General features: G+C 61.0%; 13 protein-coding genes. 8 read left to right on the plus strand and 5 right to left on the minus strand.

Annotated elements, in window-relative coordinates; genetic code table 11:
- Positions 1-330 precede the first annotated feature (330 nt).
- Positions 331-981 (minus strand): YceH family protein, encoded by a 651-nt coding sequence (locus BLL38_RS10745; RefSeq protein ID WP_076962561.1) that lies wholly within the window; start codon positions 979-981, stop codon positions 331-333.
- A 115-nt stretch (positions 982-1096) separates the two neighbouring features.
- On the opposite strand from BLL38_RS10745, the gene BLL38_RS10750 reads away from it, so the two are divergent.
- On the plus strand, positions 1097-1606 hold the full coding sequence (locus BLL38_RS10750; protein WP_076962562.1) for a DUF1993 domain-containing protein: 510 nt from the start codon (positions 1097-1099) through the stop codon (positions 1604-1606).
- 64 nt (positions 1607-1670) lie between these two features.
- Here BLL38_RS10750 and sstT read toward each other — a convergent pair whose 3' ends face one another.
- On the minus strand, positions 1671-2894 hold the full coding sequence (gene sstT, locus BLL38_RS10755) for a serine/threonine transporter SstT (RefSeq protein WP_076962563.1): 1224 nt from the start codon (positions 2892-2894) through the stop codon (positions 1671-1673).
- A 192-nt stretch (positions 2895-3086) separates the two neighbouring features.
- Here sstT and BLL38_RS10760 point away from each other — a divergent pair, with 192 nt between their 5' ends.
- Complete coding sequence (locus BLL38_RS10760) at positions 3087-4241, plus strand: MFS transporter (protein WP_076962564.1); 1155 nt, start codon at positions 3087-3089, stop codon at positions 4239-4241.
- Here BLL38_RS10760 and nhaR read toward each other — a convergent pair.
- The gene (gene nhaR / locus BLL38_RS10765; RefSeq protein ID WP_076962565.1) at positions 4238-5143 is read right to left on the minus strand and encodes a transcriptional activator NhaR; all 906 of its coding nucleotides are present in this window, start codon (positions 5141-5143) and stop codon (positions 4238-4240) included. The genes BLL38_RS10760 and nhaR overlap by 4 nt on opposite strands.
- 134 nt (positions 5144-5277) lie before the next feature.
- On the opposite strand from nhaR, the gene BLL38_RS10770 reads away from it, so the two are divergent.
- From BLL38_RS10770 to mnmH, 4 genes are all read left to right on the plus strand, one after another.
- The gene (locus tag BLL38_RS10770; protein ID WP_032857417.1) at positions 5278-5529 is read left to right on the plus strand and encodes a hypothetical protein; all 252 of its coding nucleotides are present in this window, start codon (positions 5278-5280) and stop codon (positions 5527-5529) included.
- Positions 5530-5557: 28 nt separating this feature from the next.
- On the plus strand, positions 5558-6307 hold the full coding sequence (locus BLL38_RS10775; protein WP_057726241.1) for a TerC family protein: 750 nt from the start codon (positions 5558-5560) through the stop codon (positions 6305-6307).
- A gap of 94 nt (positions 6308-6401) precedes the next feature.
- Positions 6402-7436, plus strand: a complete 1035-nt coding sequence (gene selD, locus BLL38_RS10780) for a selenide, water dikinase SelD (RefSeq protein ID WP_076962566.1) — start codon at positions 6402-6404, stop codon at positions 7434-7436.
- The gene (mnmH, locus tag BLL38_RS10785; RefSeq protein WP_076962567.1) at positions 7436-8536 is read left to right on the plus strand and encodes a tRNA 2-selenouridine(34) synthase MnmH; all 1101 of its coding nucleotides are present in this window, start codon (positions 7436-7438) and stop codon (positions 8534-8536) included. The genes selD and mnmH overlap by 1 nt, the downstream gene beginning before the upstream one ends.
- 117 nt (positions 8537-8653) lie before the next feature.
- Here the strand turns inward: mnmH and BLL38_RS10790 are convergent, their stop codons facing one another.
- Entirely contained in the window at positions 8654-9709 is a 1056-nt protein-coding gene (locus BLL38_RS10790; protein ID WP_076962568.1) for a permease, read from the minus strand.
- 52 nt (positions 9710-9761) lie between these two features.
- A complete protein-coding gene (locus tag BLL38_RS10795; protein ID WP_076962569.1) occupies positions 9762-10463 on the minus strand; it encodes a histidine phosphatase family protein in 702 nt (233 codons plus the stop codon).
- A 251-nt stretch (positions 10464-10714) separates the two neighbouring features.
- Here BLL38_RS10795 and BLL38_RS10800 point away from each other — a divergent pair, with 251 nt between their 5' ends.
- Positions 10715-11413 (plus strand): glutathione S-transferase N-terminal domain-containing protein, encoded by a 699-nt coding sequence (locus BLL38_RS10800; RefSeq protein WP_076962570.1) that lies wholly within the window; start codon positions 10715-10717, stop codon positions 11411-11413.
- Positions 11414-12096: 683 nt separating this feature from the next.
- Positions 12097-13071, plus strand: a complete 975-nt coding sequence (hemB, locus tag BLL38_RS10805) for a porphobilinogen synthase (RefSeq protein ID WP_076962571.1) — start codon at positions 12097-12099, stop codon at positions 13069-13071.
- The last annotated feature ends 19 nt before the right edge of the window (positions 13072-13090 follow it).

A 13090-nucleotide genomic window follows, 5' to 3' on the forward strand; every position in this document is an offset into this window, starting at 1 on the left:
TTGGTAACTTCTTGAAGATCGTTTTGGAGGGGCATGAAACGAACTCATAAAAACAGAGCCCGTTTCTATTATTGCTTGGCGGAGAAGTCAATTTCTTAACTGACTGGCATTAGGGCTTGCCCGCGATAGCGGTGGGTCAGTTAATGCAACTCTGACTGACACACCGCTATCGCGGGCAAGCCCGCTCCCACAGGGGATCTGCGCTTAACTGATCGGCATTAGGGCTTGCCCGCGATGACGGAGTGTCAGCCAACTATTTATTAACTGATCCACCGCTATCGCGAGCAAGCCCGCTCCCACACAAGCCCGCTCCCACAAGGGACAAGGTGTTTATTCGAGACGGGACAGGCGCTCTTCCAGCGCCGCAATCCGCGCCTCCAGCTCCTCGATGCGTTCCAGGGAAACCCCGCTGCCAGCGCTGCTGCGCTCCACCGGGCTACCCCGGGCCGCCAGGATCGCCTCGATATCCGCCGGGTCGCCCAGGGAGTGGGTGTAGCGGTCTTCGCGCTGGCCTGCCTGCTTGGGCACCAGCACCGCCAGATCGCGAGCGATCAGGCGTTCGAGTTGATGCACCACTTGCTCGGCATCTTCAAAATCATGCATGCGCCCGCTGCGGGTCAGCAGTTCATTGACCGTCTGCGGGCCACGCAGAAACAGCAGGCCGGTCAGAATCACCTGCGCCGGCACCAGTTCCAGGGCCTTGTCCACCCGGTGTTCCCAGCGGTCGGCGCGACTGCCCATCACCAGCTTGGTAAAACCACGGCCTTCCAGGGCGCGCAGACTCTGGCCGACCTGGCCCTGGCTGAGGTTCATCACCGGTTCGCGGCTGGTTTTCTGGTTGCAGGCCAGCACCAGGGCATTGAGGGTCAGCGGGTAGGTTTCCGGGTTGGTGGCCTGCTTCTCGATCAGGCAGCCCAGGACGCGGATTTCCGTGCTGTTGAGGCGCGGCTCGGAGGAAGTGGTGTCGTGCTCGGTGGTCATCGCGCTTTCCCTATGCAGTGAGCCCACTAGCCTAATCCCGAAAAAATAAAAGACAAGCAGCGCGCATGGCTATAATCGCCGCTGTTCAAACCCTGTCACCACTGTCGAGACTGCCATGACTATTTCCCTGTACGCCGCTTCCCTCCCGGTCTTCAAGCAAATGCTCAACGCCCTGAGCGATGTGCTGAACAAGGCCGAGGCCCACGCCAGCGCCAAGAATATCGACCCGAACGCCTTGCTGCAGGCACGCCTGTACCCGGATATGTTTCCGCTGGTGCGCCAGGTACAGATTGCCGTGGATTTTGCCAAGGGCGTTTCCGCACGCCTGGCCGAGATTGAAGTGCCGAAATACGAAGACACCGAAGTCACCTTCGCCGACCTGCAAGCGCTGATCGCCAAGGTCCTGGCCTTTATCGACACCATCGCCCCGGCACAGGTCGACGGCAAGGAAGGCATCGAGATCGTTACCCGTCCGGGCACCCCTAAAGAGAAGCGCTTCAGCGGCCAGTCCTACCTGCTGACCTACGGCCTGCCGCAGTTCTTCTTCCACGTCACCACTGCCTACGCCTTGCTGCGTCATAACGGTGTGGAAGTGGGCAAGCGTGACTACATGGGCGCGTTCTAAGCCCTGAGTAACACTGCAAAAAAATGTGGGAGCTGGCCAGCTCCCACCTGCTTACCGCGTTGTGTCAGGCCGGGTTCTTGTCTTCCTGGCCCAGGCACGCCGCTGCGGTGAACAACACGTCGGTAGACGAGTTCAGCGCGGTTTCCGCCGAATCCTGCAACACCCCGATAATGAAGCCCACGGCCACCACCTGCATGGCGATTTCACTCGGAATGCCGAACAGGCTGCACGCCAACGGAATCAGCAGCAACGAGCCACCGGCCACACCCGACGCGCCACACGCACAGATCGCCGCCACCACACTGAGCAGCACGGCGGTCGGCAAGTCGACGGCAATGCCCAAGGTATGCACGGCCGCCAGGGTCAGCACAGTGATGGTGATGGCGGCGCCGGCCATGTTGATGGTCGCCCCCAACGGGATCGATACCGAATAGGTGTCTTCGTGCAGGCCCAGGCGCTCACTCAAGGCCAGGTTGACCGGGATATTGGCCGCCGAACTGCGCGTGAAAAACGCCGTGATCCCGCTTTCACGCAGGCACAACAACACCAGCGGGTAGGGGTTGCGACGCAATTTCCAGAACACGATCGCCGGGTTGACCACCAGGGCCACGAACAGCATGCAGCCGATCAACACCAGCAACAGGTGCGCATAGCCCAGCAGTGCATCGAAACCAGAGGCGGCAAGGGTCGAGGCCACCAGGCCGAAAATCCCCAGCGGTGCGAAGCGAATCACCACGCGCACAATCAGCGTGACGCCGTTGGACAGGTCGTCCAATACGGTGCGGGTGGTTTGCCCGGCATGGCGGATCGCGATGCCCATGCCGATGGCCCAGGCCAGGATGCCGATGAAGTTGGCGTTCATCAGCGCGCTGACGGGGTTGTCCACCACGCTGAGCAGCAGGCTCTGCAGCACTTCGCCGATCCCGCCAGGGGCGCTGATGGCCACGTCATGGGTGCTGAGCACCAGGTTCGACGGGAAGAGGGTGCTGGCAATCACCGCGACCACCGCCGCCGAAAAGGTGCCCAGCAGGTACAGGAACAGGATCGGCCGGATATGGGTTTCCTGGCCATGCTTGTGGTTGGCTATCGAGGCCATCACCAGCACAAACACCAGGATCGGTGCCACGGCCTTGAGCGCCGAGACAAAGACCTTGCCGATAAACGCGGTAGACAAGGCAGCACTGGGCGACAGCAGGGCCAGTAAAATGCCCGCGATCAGGCCGATGACAATTTGGGTCACCAGGCTGACGCGCAGCAGGCGTTGAAACAGCGAAGGGGCAGCAGTCATAAAGAGTGTCTCTAGTTTTTTTAATGTGTACAGCGCTATGCAGGGCGCGAAGTCTAACATGCTGTAGGAATTATCCTGTTCGTTGCGGCATTCAGTCGCCGTCACATTCTGTTAAGATTCGCCATCCTCTTCTTATCTCTCTGCCAGCGGGCCCTTGGGCCAGCGCTGGCGTCGCCGTTTCTGGAGTTGTGCATGTTGTTGCCCATCCTGCTGCTGTCCGCAGCCGGTTTTACGGTGTTGACCACCGAATTTGTCATCGTCGGCCTGTTGCCCTCCATTGCCCGTGACCTGGAAGTCAGCGTGTCCCAGGCCGGGCTGCTGGTGACCCTGTTTGCCTTCACCGTGGCGGCGTTCGGGCCGTTTCTTACCGCATATTTCGCGCGTTTCGAGCGCAAGCGCCTGTTTATCAGCATTCTGTTGATGTTCGGCGCGGCCAATGCCCTGGCGGCCCTGGCGCCGACTATCTGGGTGATGGCCGTGGCCCGCCTGATTCCCGCCCTGGGGCTGCCGGTGTTCTGGGCCCTGGCCAGTGAAACGGCGGTGGATATCGTCGGGCCGGACTACGCCGGCCGGGCAATTGCCAAGATCGGTTTCGGCATTGTCTGTGCCACCGTGTTCGGCATTCCGGTGGGCACCCTGATCTCCGACATGTTCGGCTGGCGCAGCGCCTTTGGCATTCTCGCCGGGGTGGCGCTGCTCAAGGCGTTGCTGCTGTTGATTTACCTGCCGGCGACCACGCTGAAGAAAGACCCCGTGACCCTGCGCTCGCAGTTCAAGATCCTGCGCAACCCGTTGATGCAGGGCCACGTACTGCTGTCGATCCTGGTATTTAGCGGCATGTTCACCGCTTATACCTACCTGGCGGACATTCTCGAGCGCCTGGCCGGTTTCGATGGCACCCTGGTGGGCTGGTGCCTGATGGGCTTTGGCGCCGTCGGCCTGATTGGCAATTCCCTGGGCGGACGCATGGTCGACAAGCATCCGCTGATCGCGTCCATGGTGTTCTGCGGCTTTATGATCGCCGGCATGGTGGCGCTGGTCCCGGCGATCCACTCCACCCTCGGCCTGGCGGCAGCCATGGCTGTCTGGGGCGTGACCCAGGCGGCGCTGTTCCTGGTCAGCCATGTGCGGCTGATGAAGGCGGCGCCCCATGCGCCGGCATTTGCCGCGTCCTTGAACATTGCCGGGGCCAACCTGGGCATCGGCCTGGGCGCCATGGTCGGCGGGCGGGTGATCGACACCCTGGGCCTGGGCAGCCTGGGGTTCGCCGCGTCGGGGTTTATCCTGCTGTCGATCCTCCTGGCCCTGTGGTTGATGACCGCCAAGACCCGGGTCGCCTGTGCCTAGGCCGGCAACGCGGTAAACAGCTCGCGGCGGGCGCCTTCGGTAATCGCAACGATGCCGGGGTGCTTGACCTTGCGCTCTACCGAGATGGCATAGAACGACTCGGTGACCGCGTCCGTCTGGCCAATCAAGGCCACGCCGTATTGGCGCAGCACTTCTTCGGCAATCACGCTGGGGGCAATGAAAATCCCGCTGCCGGACTGGCCAAAGGCTTGCATCAAGGCGCTGTCGTCGAATTCGCCGATGATCTTCGGGCGGATCTGCTGCTCGGCGAACCAGCGCTGCAAACGGCTGCGCACCACGGTTTCTGCACCGGGAATCAACAGTGGCGCACCGTGCAGGCATTGTGGGAAATCGCCGCCATGCAGGTCCGCCAAAGCCTGGGTGGCGAAGAAACTGATGCCACATTCCCCCAGCTTCTGGCTGTAGCCCTTGATATCCAGGTGCGTCGGCATCGGGCTGTCGGAAATCACCAAGTCCAGGCGCTGGATCGCCAGGTCGGCCAGCAGCCGTTCGAGTTTGTCTTCGCGGCAGGTAATGCGCAGTGGCTCGCTTAACTCCATGGTCGGCGCGATCAGGCGGTAGACGATGGACTTGGGCACCACGTCCGCCACGCCGACGCGAAAGACAATCTGTTGTTCATGGGGCTGGGCGCGCAACATGGCTTCCAGCTCGTTGCCGGTCTGGAACATCTGCTCGGCATAGGGCAGGGCCTGGCGCCCGGCCTCGGTCAGCTCCAGCTGGCGGCCGACGCGTTGAAACAGGGCGATACCAAAGGTCTGCTCCAGCAGGCTGATTTGCCCGCTGATGGTCTGCGGCGTGAGGTTCAGTTGCTCGCACGCACGCACGATGCTGCCGGTCTTGGCGACCACCCAGAAGTAGTGCAGTTGTCGGTAATTGAGCATGGCGACCGTTACTTCGTAAAAACCGAAGTATACGCGATAAAAATACGAATTTTACTGAAGTGTTCACCTGCATAGAATGCCTCGCTATCGCGGGGCCACTACTTGTGCCCAATGGTTCTAACGAGGAATACATCATGAAACTCAATTCTTTCGGTGCGGCATCGTTGCTTGCGCTTTCATTAGTGATGATCAGCGGCTGCGATCAGGTCGAAAAAAGCACGCAGCAAGTCCTGGACAAAGCCAGTGAGTCGGCCAAGCAAGCGATCGACGACACCCAAAAGGCTGCCGAGCAGGCATTGAGTGAAGCGACACAAGGCCTGATCAGCCCAGAAAAAAAGGACGATCAGGAAACTAAAGAGTCTGAATCGAACACCAAAGAAACTTAATCTCCCAGCACAACGTCAGGACTGACCTATGGATTACCTTTTACAACTGGCCGCCAGCCCCACTGCCTGGGTGGCGCTGGCAACCCTGATCGTCATGGAAATCGTGCTGGGGATCGACAACCTGATCTTCATCTCGATCCTCACCAACAAGCTGCCGGAGCAGCACCGGGCCAAGGCACGGCGCATCGGCATCAGCATGGCGCTGATCCTGCGCCTGGGCCTGTTGAGCACCATCGCGTTTATTGTGCAACTGACGGCGCCGGTGTTTGAAGTGTTCGGCCAGGCGTTTTCGTGGAAGGACATGATTCTGATCGCCGGTGGCCTGTTCCTGGTGTGGAAGGCGACGACCGAGATCCACCACAGCATGGACCCGGAGCCCGAAGAGAAGGCCAGCGTCGGCAATACAGTGGCGATCGGCTTCGCCGCCGCGATCGGGCAGATCCTGTTGCTCGACCTGGTGTTTTCCATCGACAGCATCATCACCGCCGTGGGCATGACCGAGCACTTGCCGATCATGATCATTGCCGTGGTGACCTCGGTGATCGTGATGCTGGTGGCGGCTGAACCCCTGGCCAAGTTCATCAACGACAACCCGACCGTGGTCATGCTGGCCCTGGGCTTCTTGATCATGATCGGCATGACTTTGATCGCCGAAGGCTTCGGTGCCCATGTGCCGAAAGGCTACGTGTACGCGGCCATGGCGTTCTCGGCTGCCATCGAGTGCCTGAACATTGCACGGCGCAATCGGCACAAGCGTTTGCTCGCTGCCCGCCAGTAATCGCCAGGCCCCCAAGGCCGGCTGCGCTCACAAGAGCCCAGCCGGCCTTTTGCTGTCTGTTAGAATCCCCGCACTTGATAGCTTGAGGTCCACCATGAACGAGCCGATTCGCCTGACCCAGTACAGCCACGGTGCCGGTTGCGGCTGCAAGATTTCGCCGCAGGTGCTGGAAGTGATCCTCGCCGGCAGCGGCGCGCAGAACCTCGACCCCAAGCTCTGGGTGGGCAATGCCTCGCGGGACGACGCGGCGGTGTACGCCATCGATGACGAGCGCGGGGTGGTGTCCACCACCGACTTTTTCATGCCGATCGTCGATGATCCCTTCGATTTCGGGCGCATTGCCGCCACCAACGCCATCAGCGATATCTACGCCATGGGCGGCGATCCGTTGATGGCCATCGCCATTCTCGGCTGGCCGGTCAATGTGCTGGCCCCGGAAATCGCCCGGGAAGTGATTCGCGGTGGCCGCTCGGTGTGCGACGCGGCGGGCATTCCCCTGGCCGGCGGTCATTCCATCGACGCCCCGGAGCCGATCTTCGGCCTGGCCGTCACCGGGCTGGTGCACAAGCGCCATATGAAGCGCAACGACACCGCCACCGCCGGCTGCCGCCTGTACCTGACTAAACCCCTGGGCATCGGCATCCTCACCACGGCCGAGAAGAAGGGCAAACTGCGCGAATCCGATATCGGCCTGGCGCGGGACTGGATGTGCACCCTCAACACGCCCGGCAGCCGTTTTGGCAAGCTGGCCGGCGTTACCGCCATGACCGACGTGACCGGTTTCGGCCTGCTCGGGCACCTGGTGGAAATGGCGGACGGCAGCGGGTTGACCGCGCTTATCGAATACGAAAAAGTCCCACGCCTGCCAGGGGTCGAGTACTACCTGGACCAGGGCTGCGTGCCCGGTGGTACGTTGCGCAATTTCGACAGCTATGCCAGCCAGTTGGGCCGTCTCACCGAGTTGCACAAGCGCGTGCTGTGCGACCCGCAAACCAGTGGCGGGCTGTTGGTGGCGGTTACGCCGCAGGGGGAAGCCGAGTTTCTGGCGGCCGCCGCCGAACTGGGGCTGAACCTTGCGCCCATTGGCCAGTTGGTTGAGCGACAGAGCAACGCGGTAGAGGTGTCTTGATGCCCATCGACATCACCGATTACCGCGACATCTTTCTCAATGACCGGCCGATGATGGATACCCGTGCCCCGGTCGAATTCGTCAAGGGCGCGTTCCCTGGCGTGGTCAACCTGCCCTTGATGAACGACGACGAACGCCAGCGGGTAGGCACTTGCTATAAGCAGCAGGGGCAGCAGGCGGCGATTGTGCTGGGGCATCAGTTGGTCAGTGGCGCGACGTTGCAGGAGCGGCTGGCGCGCTGGGCCGCGTTTGCCCGGGCCAACCCTGACGGTTACCTGTATTGCTTCCGGGGCGGCTTGCGCTCGCACTTGGTGCAGAAGGTGCTCAAGGACGAGGCGGGCATCGACTATCCGCGGGTCGGCGGTGGCTACAAGGCCATGCGTACCTTCTTGCTGGAGACCGTGGACCAGGCGGTCGAGCAATGCGATTTTGTGTTGCTGGGTGGCCTGACCGGCAGTGGCAAGACCGAGGTGCTCCATCAGTTGCACAATGGCCTGGACCTGGAGGGCCATGCCAATCACCGGGGTTCCAGCTTTGGCAAGCGTGCCACGGGCCAGCCGTCGAATATCGATTTTGAAAACCGCCTGGCGGTGGACGTGCTGAAAAAGCGCGCGCGGGGTATCGAGCAGTTTGTGCTTGAGGACGAAAGCCGCATGATCGGCAGCTGCGCCTTGCCGCTGAACCTGCACCGGGGCATGCAGGCGTATCCGATGGTATGGCTGGAAGAGAGCCTGGAAAACCGCGTCGAGCGGGTCCTGCGCGACTATGTCATTGACCTGTGCGCGCAATTCAACGCCGAGTTTGGCGAAGCGGGGTTCACCCTGTTTGCCGAGCGCCTGGTGCAGAGCCTGGCCAATATCCACAAGCGTCTGGGTGGGGAGCGCTACCAGCGCTTGCACGGGCTGATGCAGGAAGCCCTGGCCGAGCAGGCCCGCTCGGGGAACGTGGATTTGCATCGCGGGTGGATTGTCGGGCTGCGCGAGTACTACGACCCGATGTACGCGTTCCAGCGTGAGAAGAAGGGCGCGCGGATCGAGTTTGCCGGGGAGCAGGCGGCGGTGCTGGAGTATTTGCGCGAGCGCGCTGCCCGGCGCGGGTGATTGGCTGGTTTTCGGGCCCTATCGCAGGCAAGCCAGCTCCCACATTTTGAATGTATTCACAGTTCCAAATGTGGGAGCTGGCTTGCCTGCAATAAGGCCCTGACAGTCAATCCCTCCCTACAGGACGACCACCGCCACCAACCCACACACCACACCCATCAGCATGGTCAGCCCGGCCACCGTCACCAGCACCCGCGTATCGAAATCCTTGCGCAGCATCAACAGCGACGGCAGGCTCACACTCGGCAGGGTCATCAAGAGCGCCACTGCCGGCCCGGTGCCCAGGCCCAGGGCCATCATGGTTTGCACGATGGGAATTTCTGCGGCCGTGGGAATCACAAACAGGGTGCCGACAATCGCCAGCGGCACCAGCCACAGCAGGCTGTCGGCCATCGCCCCGTCCACATGGGGGAACAGCCACACCCGCGCGGCGCCCAGCAATAGCACCGCCAGGATGTACACCGGGATGGTGCTCCAGAACAACTGCCACAGGGTCCGCAGCCAGCGGCTGAGGAACGGTTGGGTCTCGGCGCCGCTGACGTTGGCCACGGCCTCCAGCGCCACCTGTGGCACCTGCTCCGGCCGGGCGATGCGTTGGGCGACCAGCGCAACGCCAATCACCAGCACGATGCCGGCCACCAGCCGCAGGGCGGCAAAATCCCAGCCCAGGACAAAGCCCATGAACACCAGGGTCGCCGGGTTGAGCACCGGGTTGGCCATCCAGAATGCCAGGGCGGCGCCCACCGACACTTGCTGGCGGCGCATGCCGGCAGCCACTGGCGCAGCGCAGCAACTGCACATCATGCCCGGCAGGGCGAACAGCCCGCCGCGTACCGTGGAGCCCAACCCGGCGCGGCCAAACAGGCGCAACAGCCAGTCCCGGGGAATCAATACCTGCAACAACGAACCGAGAATCACCGCCAGCACGGCAGCTTTCCAGATCGCCAGGAAATACACCTGGGCATAGGCCAGGGCCGCCGCCAAGGGCGAGCCTTGCTGGTCATTGAGAATCGAGTTGCCGATGCTATGGCTATCGGCCGCGACGAAGGCCTTGAAGTAGTAGGGCGACCACTTCACGTAATACAGGCCGACGCAGGCCACCAACAGGAACAGCGCCGGTTTCCACCAGAAAGACCAGCCGCGTACAGGGCTGGCAGAGGTGAGGTTAGACATGGTCAAGATCCGCAGATAAGTCGATAGCGACGCATCATACGCGGTCCCGGTGTCAGGTGTCGGCGGCTATGTGCGTCGCATCCGGGCACGTGTGCAAGCCGTTATCCAGCCCTTGCTTGTCATTGCGGCTGAGCAGGCTGGCCTTGCCGTTCTGCCAGGTGAGGGTCAGCACGTACAGGCTGTCGAAGTCGCCGCCGGACCAGTCGTCGGTGATGGTGTACTTCTCACCGACTGCTTCGCTGGCCACCTTGTTGATCAACTCCGGCAGATAGCCGTGGGACCACGCGGTGTAGATGGTGGCGTTGTGGTACTTGTCATGCATCAACTCATCCGCCAGGTCGCTGGTGTCGTTGGCGGAGAACTCGATGTTCACCGGCAGCCCGAGTTTGATCGCGCTGGGGCTGATGGTCATCAACGGGCGAATGTAGCTGTAGGAATTGTCGAACTCGCCTTCTTCGACATTGCGTGTCGGGTTGGCCGCGAACACAAAATCGGCGGCACCGAATTTTTCCGGCAGGACCGTGGCCAGGTTCATCGCGCGGTTGAGGCCCTGGCAATTGAGTTGGCCCAGGCCGCCAGCGGGCTTTTCGCCATGGCGTAAAAAGACCAGGGTTTGCACGCCGTTCTTGGGTTCGGCACTGCTTTCGCGGGCTTCAAAGGCCAGCATCAAGGCACCGCCTACGAAGGCTGTCGGTAACATCAAGTAAGCATATTGTTTAAAACGTTTGCCAAGGCCCGGAGGCTTGATTTTCATTTGGGGGTCGGTCTTCTGTGCATCGGATCAAGACCGCAAGGCCCAGCCACAGCGACGCTCCGAGCATCGTGCGATTTTCCATGAGTATGACGGTATGCTTCCATTCACCCGTTCAAGCGCCTCTAAGAGTGCACCAGGACATTTTGGTTCGCTGGCGGCCAGAGATTAACCGGCGGATGTTGCGGATTAAAGTCTGATGCAGGCCGGCAACCAGGCGACTATCATGGGGTTTTTCGCCTTGGGGCCTCTCGATGACTTCGCTCTCTGCTTTCCCGATCACTGCCAAATGGCCAGCCCAGCATCCCGAGCGCCTGCAGTTGTACTCGCTGGCGACCCCCAATGGCGTCAAGGTGTCGATCATGCTCGAAGAAGTGGGCCTGGCGTATGAGGCGCACAAGGTCAGCTTCGACACCCAGGACCAGCTCTCGCCCGAGTTCCTGTCCCTGAACCCCAACAACAAGATCCCGGCGATCATCGACCCCAACGGCCCGGGCGGTGAACCGCTGGCGTTGTTCGAGTCGGGGGCGATCCTGATCTACCTGGCGGAAAAAACCGCGCAACTGCTGCCCCAGGCCCCCGCCGCGCGCTACGAAACCCTGCAATGGCTGATGTTCCAGATGGGCGGGATCGGGCCGATGTTCGGCCAGGTCGGTTTCTTCAATAAATTCGCCGGCAAAGCCTACGAAGACAAACGCCCCCGCGACCGCTATGCCGCTGAAGCCCGACGCCTGCTGGCGGTGCTGGAAACGCGCCTGCTGGGCCGCAGCTGGATCATGGGCGATGAGTACAGCATCGCCGATATCGCCACCTTTCCCTGGATCCGCAACCTGATTGGTTTCTATGAGTCGGGCGAGCTGGTGGGCATCAGCGACTTCCCCAATGTGCTGCGCGCGCTGGATGGTTTTGTCGCCCGGCCGGCGGTGATCCGTGGTCTAAATATTTTGAATTAACCTCAACGTTGACCGACTTGTCGTGGGGGGAACGCTTTAGCGGGGGGCGTCACATATACAGGTGTACAGCTTCTTTCAGGTCCGTTTTTATATAGGGTCGGAGGCTGTGCTTAATTATATTATCGGGGGTTTTGGATGAGCGATTTTACCTCTCTACTAGGTGTAATGAATCCTGCGGCAGGTATTTTAGGCTCTATTGCCCAGGAAGAGATCAATAATAAAACTGAAGGTCGTGTAGGCGTAGTTGGCAGTGGAGCCGGAGGTGGGCCCGTAAGTGCGTCATCTCAAGGTGCCCCCTCAGAGAGTGCAGAGGCCAACCGTGCAGCGAGGCTAATGATAAAGTTCCATCCGTAGGAGTGCTCAGGGATTAATTGTCGGGTGAGTTGTTTGTTGTCCTTGGCGTTAATTCTGTTGAAGTGCCCTCATGTTTTTGCATGGGGGTATTAAAACAGTCTTGTTGTGTTAGAAGTGTTTTTTGAAGCAGATATCCATGTGTTGATGATGGTTGCATTCTTGTGTTTCTTTCGACGGTGTCTGCCAACGCAATTGTTGCGGAAATGGCAAAACACCGTTATGGCCGCCGTATTTGTGCTCCCGGTCAATCCAGGCATAAGCTTTGGCCCTTAAGCTAGCGGCCTTGCCACATGCTTTGGCCTTTTTTGTAGGAAATTGTAGGAAAACCCATGTCCAGTCAGTTCCCCGAAACCCGTTCCCGCCGCCTACGCCGTTCCCCCGAGCTGCGCAGCCTGTTCCAGGAGACCGAATTCACCCTCAATGACCTGGTGTTGCCGATTTTCGTCGAGGAAGAAATCGACGATTTCGTGCCGATTACCAGCATGCCCGGCGTGATGCGCATCCCCGAATCGAAACTGGCCAGTGAAATCGAGCGCTTTGCCCGCGCCGGGATCAAGTCGGTCATGACATTCGGCGTGTCCCATCACCTGGATGCCAGCGGCAGCGACACCTGGAACGAGCGCGGGCTGGTGTCGCGCATGTCGGCGATCTGCAAGGACGCGGTGCCGGAAATGATCGTGATGTCCGACACTTGCTTTTGCGAATACACCGACCATGGCCATTGCGGCGTGATGCACGGCAATGAAGTGGATAACGACCGCACCCTGGCCAACCTGGGCAAGCAGGCGGTGGCGGCAGCCCGTGCCGGTGCCGATGTGATCGCGCCGTCGGCCGCGATGGACGGCCAGGTCCAGGCCATTCGCCGGGCCCTGGATGCGGCCGGGTTCAGCCATATCCCGATCATGGCGTACTCCACCAAATTCGCCTCGGCCCTGTATGGCCCGTTCCGCGAGGCAGGCGGCAGTGCACTGAAGGGCGACCGCAAAAGCTACCAGATGAACCCGATGAACCGCCGCGAAGCCGTGCGCGAATCCCTGCTGGACGAGCAGGAAGGTGCCGACTCGCTGATGGTCAAGCCGGCCGGTGCCTACCTGGATATCATCCGCGACATCCGCGAAGCCTCGCGCTTGCCGGTGGCGGCGTACCAGGTCAGTGGCGAATACGCGATGATCAAGTTCGGCGCCCAGGCCGGGGCCATCGACGAAGCGCGGGTGGTGCGCGAGACCCTGGGGTCGATCAAGCGTGCCGGTGCGGACCTGATCTTTACCTACTTTGCGATGGACCTGGCGCTCGCCGGTATCTGATCCCGGTGCATGTACTGTG

The organism is Pseudomonas gessardii (genome assembly GCF_001983165.1).
Taxonomy (GTDB): domain Bacteria; phylum Pseudomonadota; class Gammaproteobacteria; order Pseudomonadales; family Pseudomonadaceae; genus Aquipseudomonas; species Aquipseudomonas gessardii.